Source organism: Bacillus timonensis (genome assembly GCF_000285535.1).
GTDB classification, from domain to species: Bacteria; Bacillota; Bacilli; order Bacillales; family Bacillaceae_L; genus Ferdinandcohnia; species Ferdinandcohnia timonensis.
The window spans coordinates 214,075-230,297 of sequence record NZ_HE610988.1; the positions used below are offsets into that span (position 1 = coordinate 214,075).

Sequence of the window (16,223 nt, forward strand, 5' to 3'; positions counted from 1 at the left end):
AGCCGATGGCGCCTGGAGCTAGACATTCAAAACAAAGTACTAAATTTTTATATTCTTGAGCTCATACAATTAAAGCCTGTCCTTTGCCCTCCATCACAATTATGAAACAATGCGAATTTCATGTCAATTGCAGCTTCTGTGAAGTTTGCCACATCCAAAAAATTTATAAAAGTTTAGAGTAACTTTTCCAATACGTTTTTACCTTCTCCCTCGAACCAGTTTGGTTCTTTAAATGCCTCAACTGTTGCATAGTTCATAAAATCTCCAATTTTCACTGCTAAAACATCGCTTACAATCTGATTTAATATCTTTTCTTCTTTTTCTTTTCTCCATGTTTTATTTATCAGGAAATTCCATAGTTCATCCTCTTTTACACTCCCATATCCGTACAGTTCGAATTCTTCCAACTTACTTTTTAAGAACGGACGAACTGTTTCACGAAACTTGTCATACATATGAGTCTCTGCTTGGTTCACACGTCATCTCTCCCATTTTTCAACACTATAAAATGAATACTTGTCATGCTTGGACACCTATCAAGCATATAGTTAATTGTAAATGATATCACCTTTTTTGAGAAGGTAGGGAAAATGAATTGTCAAAGCAAACATTCCTAAAAGGAACATTAATTTTAATTATTGCAGGACTTATTACGAGAATATTAGGGTTTATCAATAGAATTGTTGTAGCTCGACTTATTGGTGAAGAAGGTGTAGGGCTTTATATGATGGCAATTCCTACCTTTGTTCTCACGATTACCTTAACTCAAATGGGATTGCCAGTAGCGATATCAAAATTGGTGGCAGAAGCAGAAGCGCAAGGTGATAAAAGAAGAATCAAAAAAATATTGGTCGTCTCTCTATCGATTACAGGTACATTAAGTATTATCTTTACACCAATGATGATTTTTCTTGCACCATTATTATCAGAAACGTTACTAACTGACCAAAGAACCTATTATCCATTATTAGCCATTTCACCTATTGTACCAATTGTGGCGATTTCATCCGTACTTCGTGGCTATTTCCAAGGTCGTCAAAATATGAAGCCACCTGCGTATTCTCAGGTAATCGAACAAGTAGTAAGAATTACTTTGGTATATGTATTTACGAATGCATTTCTACCTATGGGAATTGAATATGCTGCAGCAGGAGCGATGCTTTCGGCTGTAGTCGGAGAGTTAATGTCCCTATTCTATTTATTCTTAATGTTTAAAATGAAAAAACGAATTCGTATCAGAAAAAACTTTTTCAAGTCTGCTAAAAATGGGAAAGATACTTTTCACGATTTGACACGAATAGCAGTTCCAACATTGGGGAGCAGGATGATTGGTTCCATCTCATGGTTCTTTGAACCAATTGTCGTAGCACAAAGCTTGGCTATTGCTGGTGTCGTTACGCATCTTGCAACAAGACAATATGGGGAATTAACTGGTTTTGCACTACCTCTACTGATGCTGCCATCCTTTATTACAACATCACTATCAACAGCACTTGTTCCTTCAATTAGTGAGGCTGCAGCAAAAAAACAAACCTTATTAATTGAGTACCGACTCAAACAAGCATTACGACTATCATTGGTTTCTGGTGGTCTGGCTATTGTTGTTTTATATGTGTTTGCTTCCCCTGTCATGGAACTCATGTACGGGAATAGCAATTCAGCTATCTATATACAAGTTATGGCACCATTCTTTATTTTTTATTATTTTCAAGGACCACTCCAAGCAACCTTACAGGCTTTAGATTTAGCCAAGGCTGCAATGATTAATAGTTTTATTGGTAATGTCATTAAAACTGGTGCTATTTTTGTTCTTGCGACAAGACCTTCCCTTGGGATTATGGGTGCAGCGCTTGCCATTGTTATCGGGATGATGCTCGTTACGTTGCTTCATTTTTCAACGATTGTGAAAGTCATCTCCTATAGTTTTTATATTAAAGATTATCTTAAGAGTGGAATTACCATGATCCTATCTGGTGTAGGTGGTCATTACTTTTATCAATTACTCTTAACAGAGGGCTCTCTTTTGATAAGAACTCTTGCAGCAATTGGGGTTACATCATTCATCTATGTCATTCTCTTGTTTGTATTTAAACTTTTAACCAAAGATGAAGTGAAAAGGATTCCTATTATTGGTCCAAAGCTTGCTTTACTATTGTAAAAGTTGTTGACTTAACCTTAAAAAGAAAGGTATCCAAAGGTTACCTCAGAATGTTGACAAACGCTCGCATACTGCGTTGCTTGCCTCGTTCGTCCGCTCATGAAGGCAACTTCTATTCGCGTCTTCGCTCAGCTGCGCGCCTTGTCTGGCACACGTTTTCAAGACAGTCAGGGACTTGAGTTAAAATTTAGATATCCTTAAAAATTCGTGTAGAAAAAGTCAGCACTGACTTTGTCTACACTTTGAGGTAACCAAAGGTTACCTTTTTTCATTTTTAATATCAATGTGTAATTTTCCATGATGATAGCTACAATAAGAAAGTTTCTTAATATCACTGTGACCAAGCTTTTTTAGTTCAGAAAGCAGCCAAGGTTTCGTTTTATTGATTTGGTGTAAATGTTCTTCCTGGATTTCACCATCGAGAATAAGAGGTAAATCAATTGTATAATCGGATATTTCTGATGGCTGCTTAGAATTTTTAGTTAAAACCGACAATTCACCTGAGGATTCAAGGATAGCAAACTCCACATCTGCCAAATTCTTCACATTTTTTTCACGAAGCTGCATCAATAAGTCATCCAAATTATAGCGTTGCTGTTTCATGGCATGTTCATCAATTTTTCCCTTATTAATGATAACGGTTGGTCTGCCATCTATAATTTCCCTTAACTTTTTGCTTTTTAATGACAAGAGGGCAAGGGCGTATTGGATTCCCATTAGTAAAACCATTGGTATAACAGAATGCAGAACTGGATCTTTTGTACTCTCAATACCAATTACCGCCATTTCTGCAATCATCATAAATACAACTAAATCCAGAAGACTTAATTCCCCGATTTCTCGTTTTCCCATCAACCGAAAAATCGTTAAAATAATAATATATAGTAAAACAGTCCTCCCCATAATGATGAGGTATTCCTCCATTGTGAAAGCCCCCTCTCATATGAGTTAATTTTTAAAACCATATTACAGGTTAGTTTGCACAATTCATACCTAAACATTATGTAAAGGTTTTACCAGCACCTTGTAGTTGAAGAAAAAGTTTGTACTTTTTTATTCTAATTCGTTATGGACATGAATATGCTCGTACTAAGGGTTATCTGTATCAATTTGAAAGGGAGAGAATCGACATGAGGAAAATGGGGGTTGCAATGGCTTATGGTGTGGTAGCAATTTTTTTAATTGTTATCGTTTTTAGTTTACTCATTTCATTATTACTTCGTTTTACTTCACTTCAAGAATCTTCAATATCCTGGGTGATTTTGGGTTTGTCCTTCCTAGCGCTATTTATTGGTGGATTTGTATCAGGGGGAAAAGGAAAAGAAAAAGGCTGGCTGATTGGTGGCGGAACCGGTATTTTGTATACTATCATTGTGTTTCTCGTACAATTTTTAGGATATGATACTACTTTTACTGCCGAGCAAACGATGTATCATATTGGTTTTTTAGCAGCTTCAGTTATTGGTGGTATTTTCGGGGTTAATATGACAACACCTTCAAGAAGGGAAGCATAGAAAAAAAGAGCGTTTAAACGCTCTTTTTTAGTTAATTTAATTAGTCCTTAATGACGTCACGTACTGCTTGTCTGTCATATGTAAGATTGGCATTGCCTGATTTAATAACAACCTTGTTTTCATCGATAGAGTCAATAATTCCATGTAAGCCACCAACTGTAACTACTTTGTCACCTTTTGCAAGGCTTGATTGCATTTGCACAGTAGCCTTTTGACGCTTCTGTTGCGGACGAATTAACAAGAAATAGAAAATCGCAAACATAAGAATTAAAGGACCAACTGTTCCTAAAATACCTTCCATTCATTTCACCTCCTGCACTTGTTTTCTTTACATTTTCTTTATTAGAAATTTTTTGCGTTAGGCTTATTGAACCCGTATCGCTCAAAAAATTCTTCTCGGAAGTCTCCAAGTCGATCTTCACGAATCGCTTGTCGGACTTGCTCCATTAATTTTAACAGAAAATGCAGGTTATGATAAGTAGTAAGTCTTATTCCGAATGTTTCACTTGTCTTAATTAAATGTCTAATATATGCACGACTATAATTTTTACATGTATAGCAATCACAATTTTCATCTAACGGTCTAAAATCACGCGCATACTCTGCATTTTTTACGACTAATCTTCCCTCGCTCGTCATGAGGGTTCCATTACGAGCAATTCTAGTTGGAAGAACACAGTCGAACATATCAATTCCTCGGATTGATCCATCAATAAGTGAATCTGGTGAACCTACTCCCATTAAATATCTAGGCTTATCAGCTGGTAAAAGTGGTGTCGTAAATTCGAGAACTCTGTTCATTACGTCTTTAGGTTCTCCAACAGATAAACCACCTACAGCATAGCCTGGAAAATCTAAGGATGTTAAATCTCTTGCACTTTGTTTGCGAAGTTCCTCATATTCTCCACCTTGCACAATCCCAAATAAACCTTGATCCTGTGGGCGGCTGTGTGCTTTTAGACATCTCTCTGCCCAACGGCTTGTACGTTCAACAGATTTTTTCATGTATTCAAAGGTAGCTGGATACGGAGGACACTCATCAAATGCCATCATAATATCTGAGCCAAGGGCGTTTTGAATTTCCATTGACTTTTCCGGTGATAAAAATAACTTATCCCCATTTAAATGATTACGGAAATGAACGCCTTCTTCTTTAATCTCCCTGAATTCACTTAGGCTAAATACTTGGAAACCTCCAGAATCAGTCAGGATTGCTCGATCCCAATTCATAAATTTATGTAACCCACCAGCTTCTTTAATAATGTCATGTCCTGGTCTTAACCAAAGATGATAGGTATTACTAAGAATGATTCCAGAGCCCATTTCTTTAAGGTCTTCAGGTGACATTGTTTTAACAGTCGCAAGCGTTCCAACAGGCATGAATGCTGGTGTTTCAAAGGAACCATGTGGAGTGTGTACAATTCCAAGCCTAGCACCGGTCTGCTTACAAGTTTTTATATGTTCGTATCTTATTGCTGTCACGTAATATTTCTCCTTTATCACGGGTGATGGAAAGTCAACACCCTAAATATCTAATTTTCATGGTTTTTTATTTAATGAGCATAGCGTCGCCAAAGCTAAAGAAACGGTATCGTTCTTTTACTGCCTCGTTATAAGCATGAAGGATATTTTCGCGCCCAGCCAATGCACTCACCAGCATGATGAGCGTAGATTTTGGGAGATGGAAATTGGTGATTAGTCCATCAATTGCCTTATATTGATATCCTGGATAAATGAAAATATTTGTCCAACCGCTCGTTTCAACGAATTTTCCGTTACTTTTCACAATAGTTTCAAGTGTTCTTGTAGAAGTAGTACCTACAGATATAATTTTTCCACCGTTTGCTTTTACGTCATTTAGCAACCTAGCAGTTTCCTCATTCATTTGATAAAACTCAGAATGCATATCATGTTCTTCTATTGTATCTGCACTAACCGGGCGGAAAGTTCCTAAACCAACATGTAATGTTATAAAGGCTGTATGTACTCCCTTGTCCCTAATTTCTTGTAGAAGTTCTTCCGTAAAATGAAGACCCGCAGTTGGTGCTGCAGCAGAACCACGATGCTTTGCATATACGGTCTGATAACGTTCTTTGTCATCTAGTTGCTCATGTATGTATGGAGGCAAAGGCATTTCACCTAATGCATCTAACACTTCATAAAAAATCCCCTCATAATGAAAGTCCAACATTCTTCCACCATGATCACCAAGTGCGGTACATGTTGCTTTTAACCGTCCATCACCAAAGCTTAATACAGTACCTTCCTTCACACGCTTCGCAGGCTTAACAAGAGTCTCCCATGTGTCCCCGTCTTTTTGTTTTAAAAGAAGGACCTCTACTTTCGCTCCTGTGTCCTCTTTCACACCATATAGTCGTGCTGGTAATACTCGTGTATCATTTAACACCAAGCAATCCCCTTCATTCAGATAGGAAAGAATGGAGCGAAAATGAGTATGGGTAATCTCACCTGTCTCTTTGTCTACTACCATTAATCGGGAAGCTTCCCGATTTTCCAGAGGAGTCTGTGCAATTAATTCTTCTGGTAAATAAAAATCAAACAAATCTAATTTCATGTTTTTCACCTTATTCCTACTTACTTTTTAACGAAATCGACCGAACACGTAAAAAATCAATGATAATATAATGCTAATTACAATAGATGTTACGATTGGAAAATAAAAAGTTGTATTTCCCTTTTTTATTACAATATCCCCAGGTAGTTTTCCTATAAAATGCATTACAAAACCAACAACTAATAATAAAATCCCCATTATCATTAGCATTTTACCCATGATTCATTACCTACTCCTTTGGAACCTCAATTTGAAAGTGTTGATACACAAGCTCTGTTACAACTCGCCCCCGTGGTGTCCGCTGTAAAAAGCCGATTTGTAAGAGATATGGCTCATAAACATCTTCAATTGTATGTGCCTCTTCCCCTATTGTTGCAGCGATAGTCTCAAGTCCAACTGGTCCACCACGAAACTTCTCAATGATTCCTTTAAGTAATTTATGGTCAATATGATCAAGTCCTAAACGGTCAACCTGCAGTAATTCTAACGACTCATTTGCCAATTTTGTTGTGATTATTCCATTTCCTCGTACTTGTGCGAAATCTCTCACCCGTCTAAGTAAACGGTTGGCAATCCTTGGTGTTCCTCTGGACCGTCTTGCAATTTCATGTGCCGCATAATCATCGATTTCAACGTCCAGTAGTTCTGCCGTTCTGATTACAATATGAGCTAATTGACTTTCATTATAATATTCAAGTCTGCTAAGTACACCAAATCTATCCCTAAGTGGTGCAGATAATGAACCTGCTCTTGTTGTAGCTCCCACTAAGGTAAAAGGAGGCAAGTCAAGTCGGACAGAGCGTGCTCCCTCCCCTTTACCAATCACGATATCTAAACAGAAATCCTCCATGGCCGGATATAGTACTTCTTCAATGGATCTTTGAAGGCGATGAATTTCATCAATAAAAAGGACATCACCAGGCTCAAGTGCTGTCAAAATAGCCGCTAAATCCCCTGGTCTTTCTATAGCTGGTCCAGAGGTTGTGCGTATATTAACTTCCATTTCGTTCGCAATAATAGTGGCTAGTGTTGTTTTCCCAAGGCCCGGCGGCCCATATAATAAAACATGATCAAGGGTTTCTTGTCTCATTTTCGCTGCTTCAATAAAGATGGATAAATTGGATTTTACTTTTTCTTGTCCAATATATTGGGATAGAGTTTGCGGTCTAAGGCTTTGTTCGATTGCTGACTCTTCGTAATTAGCACTACCTGAAACGATTCTGTCCTCCATTCAAACATCCCCCTTATTTTAAAAGCTTTTGTAATGCCTTTTTTATATATTGATCAGTTGATAACTGTTCTTTTCGTAATCCCGGCAGCACCTTATTGATTTCTTTTTCTGCATAACCCAACACTCTGAGAGCTTCAACTGCCTCATCGAGCTCATTTTGGCCAGCATTGACATTAAACTCATGATCCTCAGAAAATAAATCAGGATGTAGCGAAGGCATTAGATCGTGAAGCTTCCCTTTTAAATCTAGAATGATTTGGCGTGCTGTTTTTTTCCCTACTCCAGGAAACTTTATCAGGAACTTCTCATCCTCATTTTCAATTGCCCGAATCACTTGTTCTGGTTCACCAGAAGCCAAAATGGCAAGTCCACCTTTTGGTCCTATACCTGTAACATTTAATAATTTCAAAAATAAAGCACGCTCTTCACGTGTCTTAAAACCATACAAAGCTAAAATATCTTCTCTAACATGCTGATATGTATAAACGGTTTCCTGAGTCTCCCTTTTAAAAACAAATGGATTGGGTGTGTATATTTGATAACCAATTCCGTTATTTTCTACAACAACGTATTCCGGGTTAATGTATTCCACCGTTCCTTTTATAAATTCAATCAAACCTCTTCTCTCCCCTACTTTGCTGTACCCCATTTTATCATATTCATCGAAAAAAGACTAAATTGAATGCGACTTGGCGTATTTGCTCCAGACTTTTCAAAGGTGGGATACTAATGGCTAAATTAAAAAAGAGACTAGAAGGATTACTAGTCTCTACAATACGCCATTATTAAGGGGAAGATGTATAGGTTTTATAGGTTTCAATGACATTGATATATTCATCCTTCGAACCAACCTTGATTCCATTTTTTAACAAATCATGCTGATAACTTTCAAGCTTCTCTACATCGATTTGAAAGAATGATTGGATAACATTATCAGATCCACCAGGTTTTCCGTTGAAGATAGATAAAATTCCATCTTCCGTCAAGCCAAAATAGCCATTTGTTTTAAGCAATGGCGAAATATCATCTATACGCTGTTGAAAAACAACTTGCTCTTCGTCCTGATGAACTAAATCCCAATCCTCATATTGAGCCCAAAAATCTTCCATCGATAGGATTGTTTCTTTAAGTATCTCTTCACTAACTTCACCATCGACATAAACTCGTTCAAGAATAACTGTAACTTCTAACGGTCCATTCACCTCTTGTACAGCATCATTATTTTCTTTTGTTAATTCTGCACTGTTTCCCGAAAAGCTAGGAAAAATTAAAATAACAGCCAAACAAACAATCACTTTTCCAATCGTTCTCACTTTGGCATCACCTCTTACAATTAGTTGCCAACTATTTTCACAACGCTATAACAGCCCTCACATAGTAGTGTGACCAATATTAACAGTATTATCCATACGAACAACTTAATCCACAAAAAAAAGGATGCCCCTAAGGACATCCATTATACTTTATTAACCCCTATTGTGATTTGTGAATGGTGCTTTTAATGTATTCCCAATGTTGTTAAACAGGTCTTTTATGTCGGTATCAATCGTTTCTCGTCTGTTGCCATTACGAATATCATTATCGATATCACGAACACGTGTAAAAGTACCCTCATCTGTTACAACATTGACATTTCTATCTCCTGCTAGTGGCGCAACTGCCTTTTCAACAGCATTTTGAACGTTATTTCGATTACTATTGTCATTCGTATCGACTGCAACTAAAACGTTATCGTCTGTAACTATGACACGCGCATCATCAACATTTTTTACCTTTGAAGCACGTTCAGAAATTTTACGAACTAACTTTCCATTATCGTCGTAATAACCGTATGTTTGTACTTGGTGGTTATTGTCATTAAGATGGCTATGATAGTTGCGATCAGCATATCCATGGCCATTATCTCTCATTGTGTTTGGATTGCCATCATTATAAGGGTTAATTGTGCGGCCGTCACGATTATTCATGATACCACTGCGGCGTTGCTGATCCCGATAATTCATGATCCCAGAACGATTCTTTCTTGTTTTATTATTGTCCATAACACCGGTATGATCATTGTTTCTGTTGTTCATGACCCCAGTGCGGTTGTTATTGCCGTTTCTGTTGTTCATGACTCCGGTGCGGTTATTGTTGCCATTTCTGTTGTTCATGACTCCGGTGCGGTTATTGTTTCCGGTACGGTCCATAATTTCTGTCAATGGGCCATCATTGTCACGAGTACGATATCCGTTCCCATTACGATCCCGACCATTTTCGTTTGAGTAATAACCGATTGGTCTGGCATTATCATTATAATCCGTATTTGGCGATGCCCCTTGATTGGTATTACAAGCCGTAAGACCTCCAAGCAATAATGCTGTAGTCGAAACTGTATAGAGTATCTTCCTCAATACAATAACCCCCTTTTACCTTTTGAACATAACTAAATGTTCATCATTAGGTTGGCTCTTCAGGTGGGGGAATATTTCTGTTAGATTTTTGCAGATAACTTAACGGTACTTTTCCATTAATATTGTCAACTTTTATCATATCTGATACAAAAAATAGAAGGACGAATTTTTATTCGCCCTTAAGAATTATATCTGTGTGTTTTAATCATCTAAGTCATCATCAAAATCTGGCATATTAAACATTGGATTAAATGCCATTTGCTGATTTGGGTTCATACCCAATGGTGACCCTTGGAATCCACCTTGAAATTGTCCAGGATATCCAGGTTGCCCCATCGGAATGCCTTGTTGCGGATAAGGTCCCATGTATAGTGGCTTTGGTCCACCGCATCCACAGTCTCTTTGGTTATAAAATTGTGATGGCATCATTTGTGGTTGCCCTTGAAACATTTGTGGATTCATTGGTCCTGCAAAACCTTGTACCGGACCAACTGGGTTGTTACCTACCGCTGGGCTAACTGCTTGTGGCACATTCTGCATCGGCACACCTGGTCCAAAGCCCATTGGTCCTGGAAATCCGCCATAAAAGCCAGAACCTGGCATAACCGGTGTCATAGGCACACATGGCCCCATTGGTAATGGTGGTGCTTGCATCGGTGCCATTTGAGGCATTTGTGGGAATGCAGGCGCTTCTTCTATTTCCTCTTCCACACCAGCTACCATTTGCGGCATTTGTGGCATTTGCGGCATTTGTGCCTGCATGATATTGAAATTGTTAATATCGATTTCAAATGGATTCTGTTGTGGCATTTGAACTGGTGGCATTTGAACTGGTGCCATTTGAACCGGTACCTTTTCTTCTTTAACTTCCTCTTTTACACCTTCTGTTCGGAATCCACCCATTGGAGAATAGGGTCCTTGTGGTGGAAAACCTCCTTGAAATCCTGGAATATAATTAAATCCATAACCAGGCATTACCGGTGTGACAGGCACACAATTATTAAAATTCCAAGGCTGTTGTACTGGCATTTGTGGTGCCATTGGCATTTGTGGTGCCATTGGCATTTGTTGCATTTGCGGCATTGGTGGCATTTGTGCTTCATACTCCTCTTCTTCAAGTTCAAAGTCTTCTTCCTCTGGGACCATCATACCAGGTAAAACATTCTTTGGTGGTGTTGGTATTTGCGGCATGCCCATTAAATTAAAATTATTGATATCAATTTCTAATGGCTGAAATTGCGGCGTCTGAGGTGCTACTGGCATTTGCGGCATTTGCGGCATTTGTGGCATTTGTGGCATTACTGGCATTTGTGGCATCTGCGGCATCTGCGGCATCTGCGGCATCTGAGGAATATAAGGTCCTGTCTCGACACCTTTTACTTCCTCTTCTACCTCCGGAACCTCTTCCTCTTCCAATTCCATTACAGGAAACGGCTGAGGAGTGATTTCAGCAAACGGATGCTGAATTTGTGCCTCCTTTTTAGGTGCCAAGTTAATTTGTGCTTCTTTTTTGGCTCCACCAATTTGTGCTTCTTTTTTTACATGAACTGTCCCGGTAGGTACCTTGATTTTCATTCCTGGCATAATCATATCCGGATTACTTAACTGAGTGTTGACAGCCTTTAGTTCTTGAAAGTCGACCCCATATTTTTTTGCAATTTCCCATAAGGTGTCTCCTTTTTGAACGATATGGATTTTCACGCGATTTTCCCTCCTATACATAAGTCCATACATACTATGTCAAAATAGGCAAATTGCCACTATTTCTCATCACAACTTATGCATAGGCTTCACAATTTATGTGTAGCAAGAAGGCGGGTCAAGCTTTAAAATCTAAGAAAAAATAAAAACTCGACTAACGCCGAGTTTAATGATTAAATTCGATAATATGGATAACTACCTAACAAAGTTACCCCACTTCCCAATGCCTCTAATTCCGCTATCGCACTTGGGATTAAAATTTCATCCATTTTTTGTTCAATATCAATTAAAAATAAATAATTTCCTAGCCCTGTTTTCATCGGTCTTGATTCGATTTTTGATAAATTTAATTTTCTCCAGGCAAATACAGATAATACCTGATGTAAGGCACCGGCCTGATCAGAAGGTAAAGTAACCATTAGGGTTGTTTTATTTCCGGAGTTGTTCCTGGATAAATCCAAATCTAACATCTCTTTATGTAGAACAACAAATCGAGTATGATTATTGTCAAAATCATGAATATCCTGTTTAACAATTTTCAAGCCATATTCTTCAGCAGCAAAGGAATTTGCAATAGCTGCAATCTTTTGTTCTGGATTCTCACTTACCAATTTAGCAGCTGCACCTGTCGAACTTACTTCGATGGGTTGTATATTTGGAAAGTTATTATATAAAAATTTATAGCACTGTGCGATTGCATGTGGATGTGAATAGATTCCTTGTACTTCTTCCCAAGTATTTGTGTTGTCGGGATGCACCATTAAATGTTGTTTTATCGGAATAATCACTTCACCAACTATTTTCAATTGTTTTACATGAATGAGATAGTCAATTGTTAAATTAACCGTTCCTTCAATTGTATTTTCAATTGGAACAACTGCTACATCTACTTCCCCTTTTTCCACCGCGTCAATACATGCAGGGATTGTTCGATATGGCTTATTTTCCTTACCAGGAAACAATGCAGAAACCGCTTGTGCAGTAAACGTTGCATTTGGCCCTAAAAATCCTATGTTTCTTATACTCATCCATCTTTCCCCCTATGCTCCTGTTCCAAGAATTTCAACTTTATCTACGAATTCGAGTTTTCTAAGTTTAGCAAGGAGGTCAGTTACTTCACCGTGCATGCCTGATGTGTTTAATGAGAGTGTTACATTCGCTTTTCCCCTAAGCGGAATTGTTTGATGGATTGTTAACACGTTACAACCCGTATCTGCTACAGTTCTCAACAATTGAGACAGAGTACCTGATCGGTCCTCCAAGTGAAAAAACAAAGAGATAATCTTCTCCTTAACAGTTGTATGAAAAGGGAAGACAGTATCTTTATATTTGTAATATGCACTTCTGCTTAAATCTACTTTTTGGGTAGCTTCTGCAATCGATTGTGCTTCTCCACTGTCTAATAATTCCTTTGCGTCCAAGGTTTTTCGAACCGCTTCTGGAAGTACATCCTCACGAACAAGATAAAATTTGCCATCCATGCAAACTCCCCCCTTTACCTTCCTTTGCGCTTATTCTACAAATTCAAATTCGTAATCAAGTAATTTTACAATATCCCCGTGTTTTGCACCTTTTTCACGAAGTGCGTCATCGATTCCCATGCCACGTATCTGACGGGCAAATCGTTTTACAGATTCATCTCTTGTAAAGTCCGTCATCTTAAAGAGTTTTTCAACTCGTTCTCCAGTAATTACAAATGAACCATCACTTTCACGTGAAATAACAAAATCAACTTCCTCTTTTTCATGGCGGTACATGACGCGATGGACACTTGTATCTTCCTCAACTTCAAGTGGAAATTCTGGGGTCGTTTCAAGTAAGTCTGCAATTGTAAACAATAAGTCACGAAGACCTTGTCTTGTAACAGCCGAAATAGGAAAAATCTTGACATCATCCTGTAACTTCTCTTTAAATACGTTTAAGTTTTCTTGTGCTTCAGGAATATCCATTTTATTTGCTACCACAATTTGTGGACGTTCAGTTAAACGAAGATTGTACTCTTTTAATTCTTGATTTATGGTGAGGTAATCTTCGAATGGATCGCGCCCTTCCATTGCTGACATATCAATAACGTGAACAATGACTCTTGTTCGTTCGATATGTCTTAAAAATTGATGTCCAAGCCCAACACCTTGGTGTGCCCCTTCAATTAGACCTGGAAGGTCAGCCATCACAAAACTGCGTCCATCCTCTGTTTCAACAACACCCAGATTTGGGACTATCGTTGTAAAATGATACTCCGCAATTTTCGGCTTTGCAGCTGAAACAACAGATAATAAAGTAGATTTCCCTACACTGGGAAAACCAACAAGACCGACATCAGCTAAAACTTTAAGTTCAAGTCTTACATATCGCTCCTGTCCTGGCTCACCATTTTCCGCAATTTCTGGTGCCGGATTGGCTGGTGTCGCAAATCGAGAGTTTCCTCTTCCTCCACGTCCGCCTTTAGCAATGACTGCTCTTTGACCATGCTGGGTTAAATCTGCAATCACCACACCTGTATCATCATCTGTCACGACTGTTCCTGGGGGCACCTTTACAACCATCGGCTCTGCGTTTTTCCCATGTTGGTTTTTTGACATTCCGTGTTCCCCACGTTGTGCCTTAAAATGGCGTTGGTATCGGAAATCCATCAAGGTTCTTAAACCTTCTTCAACCTCAAAAATGACATCCGCCCCTTTTCCACCATCTCCACCTGCAGGACCGCCCATTGGAACATATTTTTCACGACGATAAGCAACCATCCCGTTACCACCGTCTCCACCTTTTACATACACTTTGACTTGATCAACAAACATCTTTTACCTCCGGTTATTATGCACCTTAATCTTTCATGCAATATGTATTGTTATATTTACTTCTTCTTTATGTACTTTATACTCTGTTATTTGTGGGAATTGATCAGATTGGCTTATCGTAGTTAACCAATTTGTTAGGTATTCCCTATCTTTTAGTATTCCACTAAAATCAAAAAAGAATCGAGTTTCCTTTGTTGAACAGTCGATAGTGAGGGATAAGTGATTTTCTCCCATTTCATCTACTGTTTCTTCCAGTATGGTAAAAAATTGTGTGCACCATTCTGTTAGTTTCGTATCATAGTTTGATAAATTTCGAATATCACCGACAACATCATAGTCCAATTGATATTTATGAGGCTCCCAATTTAAGGTCATGATTAGTGCAGCAAAAGTTGGAATTTGTAAATTTGTGAGATGTGTTTCATTTTGAGCGTCAATTACAATTTCTTCAATTATAGTCTTAACCCGATCAATTTTATTTAGTGAGATGTTCCCTTTGATTAACTGTATTTTATTTAACCAATCATGACGTGTATGTTTTAGAACTTCAATCGTACTCCAATTTTTATTCATGTCATTTCCCCTAAATTTCAATGTGTCAAAAACCACATTTAGATTTCGAATCTTGTCTAAAAATTATATCAAACCTTGGAAAATAACACTACATTCTAATCTTCATAAAAATAAAAACTCTAACCATGTGGTTAGAGTTTTGTACGATTACGCTTCTTGCGCAGCTGGGTATACACTTACTTGTTTGCGGTCACGGCCTAAACGCTCAAATTTAACAACTCCGTCAACTTTTGCGAATAGTGTGTCGTCACCACCACGGCCAACGTTTACACCTGGGTAAATTTTTGTACCGCGTTGACGGTATAAAATTGATCCACCAGTTACGAATTGACCATCAGCACGTTTTGCACCAAGACGTTTCGCGATTGAATCACGACCGTTTTTTGTACTACCTACCCCTTTTTTAGAAGCGAAGAATTGAAGGTCTAATCTTACGAACATTATTGTCCACCTCCTATTATAAAGTTGTATTTATGATTGAATTTTCATATATTGTCCATAATCAAGTTCAATCGTTTGTAGTGATACAAGCATTCCCTCTAAAAGAAGCTGTACCTTTTCCTCAATTGTATCATCCTCAAGATGAGGAATCTGACAGCGGAGAAAACCACTTTTTTCTTGCTCCAATATTGGCTCTACTTTACATAAAGCATATATCGAATTAATGGTACCAAAAGCAACAGCTGAGGCACCCGCACAAACGATATCCTTTCCAGGAACATCAAATTCAGCATGTCCACTCATTGTAAATGAGTCGATTCTACCAGAACTATTACGGTTAATAGTTATTTTTATCATGATAGAAAGCCTTATGCGTTGATTTTTTCGATTGTAACTTTAGTGTAAGGTTGACGATGACCTTGTTTTTTACGGTAGTTCTTTTTAGCCTTATATTTGAAAACAATGATCTTCTTAGCGCGACCTTGCTTTTCAACTTTAGCTGTAACAGTTGCACCTTCAACAGTTGGGCTACCAACTTTCACGTTTTCGCCACCTACGAATAAAACCTTGTCAAAAGTAACTGTTCCACCTTGTTCTACGTCAAGCTTTTCAACATAGATTTCTTGGCCTTCTTGAACTTTGATTTGCTTACCGCCAGTTTCAATAATTGCGTACATATTTGCACCTCCTAATAGTATGACTAAGACTCGCCAATACACAGGCGTTTCGGCAAATGATAAGCTGCGAACTTCTGTGTTGGCTACGCCAGTACGTTCCTCACGTAGCACTAACTACGCTCCGCTACTCCTGACTGCGCCGCCTTGAATTTCTTGCTTCTA

20 protein-coding genes and 1 other annotated feature (1 of these 21 running past the window's edge) are annotated in these 16,223 nt (G+C 38.2%); of the genes, 2 read left to right on the forward strand and 18 right to left on the reverse strand.

Features of this window, described 5'->3' with window-relative positions; all coding sequences use genetic code 11:
• Nucleotides 1–173 precede the first annotated feature (173 nt).
• Entirely contained in the window at nt 174–455 is a 282-nt protein-coding gene (locus BTHG_RS18665; RefSeq protein WP_042342325.1) for a post-transcriptional regulator, read from the reverse strand.
• Between the two features lie 140 nt (nt 456–595).
• On the opposite strand from BTHG_RS18665, the gene spoVB reads away from it, so the two are divergent.
• Nucleotides 596–2,158, forward strand: a complete 1,563-nt coding sequence (gene spoVB, locus BTHG_RS18670; RefSeq protein WP_010678261.1) for a stage V sporulation protein B — start codon at nt 596–598, stop codon at nt 2,156–2,158.
• Nucleotides 2,159–2,416: 258 nt separating this feature from the next.
• Here spoVB and BTHG_RS18675 read toward each other — a convergent pair whose 3' ends face one another.
• Nucleotides 2,417–3,082: a DUF421 domain-containing protein gene (locus BTHG_RS18675; protein WP_010678262.1), complete on the reverse strand. Its 666-nt coding sequence runs from the start codon at nt 3,080–3,082 to the stop codon at nt 2,417–2,419.
• A 206-nt stretch (nt 3,083–3,288) separates the two neighbouring features.
• On the opposite strand from BTHG_RS18675, the gene BTHG_RS18680 reads away from it, so the two are divergent.
• Nucleotides 3,289–3,672, forward strand: a complete 384-nt coding sequence (locus tag BTHG_RS18680) for a TIGR04086 family membrane protein (protein WP_010678263.1) — start codon at nt 3,289–3,291, stop codon at nt 3,670–3,672.
• Between the two features lie 40 nt (nt 3,673–3,712).
• Here the strand turns inward: BTHG_RS18680 and yajC are convergent, their stop codons facing one another.
• The 16 genes from yajC to rplU form a co-directional block, all read right to left on the reverse strand.
• Complete coding sequence (gene yajC / locus BTHG_RS18685) at nt 3,713–3,973, reverse strand: preprotein translocase subunit YajC (protein ID WP_010678264.1); 261 nt, start codon at nt 3,971–3,973, stop codon at nt 3,713–3,715.
• Nucleotides 3,974–4,014: 41 nt separating this feature from the next.
• Nucleotides 4,015–5,154: a tRNA guanosine(34) transglycosylase Tgt gene (tgt, locus tag BTHG_RS18690; protein ID WP_010678265.1), complete on the reverse strand. Its 1,140-nt coding sequence runs from the start codon at nt 5,152–5,154 to the stop codon at nt 4,015–4,017.
• 67 nt (nt 5,155–5,221) lie between these two features.
• The gene (gene queA / locus BTHG_RS18695) at nt 5,222–6,247 is read right to left on the reverse strand and encodes a tRNA preQ1(34) S-adenosylmethionine ribosyltransferase-isomerase QueA (protein ID WP_010678266.1); all 1,026 of its coding nucleotides are present in this window, start codon (nt 6,245–6,247) and stop codon (nt 5,222–5,224) included.
• Between the two features lie 27 nt (nt 6,248–6,274).
• On the reverse strand, nt 6,275–6,466 hold the full coding sequence (locus BTHG_RS18700; RefSeq protein WP_010678267.1) for a DUF2905 domain-containing protein: 192 nt from the start codon (nt 6,464–6,466) through the stop codon (nt 6,275–6,277).
• Nucleotides 6,467–6,476: 10 nt separating this feature from the next.
• Nucleotides 6,477–7,478 (reverse strand): Holliday junction branch migration DNA helicase RuvB, encoded by a 1,002-nt coding sequence (ruvB, locus tag BTHG_RS18705; RefSeq protein ID WP_010678268.1) that lies wholly within the window; start codon nt 7,476–7,478, stop codon nt 6,477–6,479.
• Between the two features lie 13 nt (nt 7,479–7,491).
• Nucleotides 7,492–8,094 (reverse strand): Holliday junction branch migration protein RuvA, encoded by a 603-nt coding sequence (gene ruvA / locus BTHG_RS18710; RefSeq protein ID WP_010678269.1) that lies wholly within the window; start codon nt 8,092–8,094, stop codon nt 7,492–7,494.
• A 169-nt stretch (nt 8,095–8,263) separates the two neighbouring features.
• Entirely contained in the window at nt 8,264–8,791 is a 528-nt protein-coding gene (locus BTHG_RS18715; protein WP_010678270.1) for an intercompartmental signaling factor BofC, read from the reverse strand.
• 153 nt (nt 8,792–8,944) lie between these two features.
• Complete coding sequence (locus BTHG_RS25400) at nt 8,945–9,871, reverse strand: YhcN/YlaJ family sporulation lipoprotein (RefSeq protein ID WP_010678271.1); 927 nt, start codon at nt 9,869–9,871, stop codon at nt 8,945–8,947.
• A gap of 201 nt (nt 9,872–10,072) precedes the next feature.
• Nucleotides 10,073–11,572 (reverse strand): SafA/ExsA family spore coat assembly protein, encoded by a 1,500-nt coding sequence (gene safA, locus BTHG_RS27500; protein ID WP_010678272.1) that lies wholly within the window; start codon nt 11,570–11,572, stop codon nt 10,073–10,075.
• A 173-nt stretch (nt 11,573–11,745) separates the two neighbouring features.
• Entirely contained in the window at nt 11,746–12,600 is an 855-nt protein-coding gene (pheA, locus tag BTHG_RS18730) for a prephenate dehydratase (RefSeq protein ID WP_010678273.1), read from the reverse strand.
• 12 nt (nt 12,601–12,612) lie between these two features.
• Entirely contained in the window at nt 12,613–13,053 is a 441-nt protein-coding gene (locus tag BTHG_RS18735) for an ACT domain-containing protein (protein ID WP_010678274.1), read from the reverse strand.
• A gap of 30 nt (nt 13,054–13,083) precedes the next feature.
• Complete coding sequence (obgE, locus tag BTHG_RS18740; protein ID WP_010678275.1) at nt 13,084–14,370, reverse strand: GTPase ObgE; 1,287 nt, start codon at nt 14,368–14,370, stop codon at nt 13,084–13,086.
• Between the two features lie 33 nt (nt 14,371–14,403).
• A complete protein-coding gene (locus tag BTHG_RS18745; RefSeq protein ID WP_010678276.1) occupies nt 14,404–14,943 on the reverse strand; it encodes a sporulation initiation phosphotransferase B in 540 nt (179 codons plus the stop codon).
• Between the two features lie 147 nt (nt 14,944–15,090).
• Nucleotides 15,091–15,384, reverse strand: coding sequence for a 50S ribosomal protein L27 (gene rpmA / locus BTHG_RS18750; protein ID WP_010678277.1), 294 nt, complete (start codon nt 15,382–15,384; stop codon nt 15,091–15,093).
• A gap of 30 nt (nt 15,385–15,414) precedes the next feature.
• A complete protein-coding gene (locus tag BTHG_RS18755; RefSeq protein WP_010678278.1) occupies nt 15,415–15,741 on the reverse strand; it encodes a ribosomal-processing cysteine protease Prp in 327 nt (108 codons plus the stop codon).
• Between the two features lie 11 nt (nt 15,742–15,752).
• Entirely contained in the window at nt 15,753–16,061 is a 309-nt protein-coding gene (rplU, locus tag BTHG_RS18760; RefSeq protein WP_010678279.1) for a 50S ribosomal protein L21, read from the reverse strand.
• 16 nt (nt 16,062–16,077) lie between these two features.
• Nucleotides 16,078–16,223, reverse strand: a sequence feature (ribosomal protein L21 leader region); it runs 69 nt beyond the window's last position.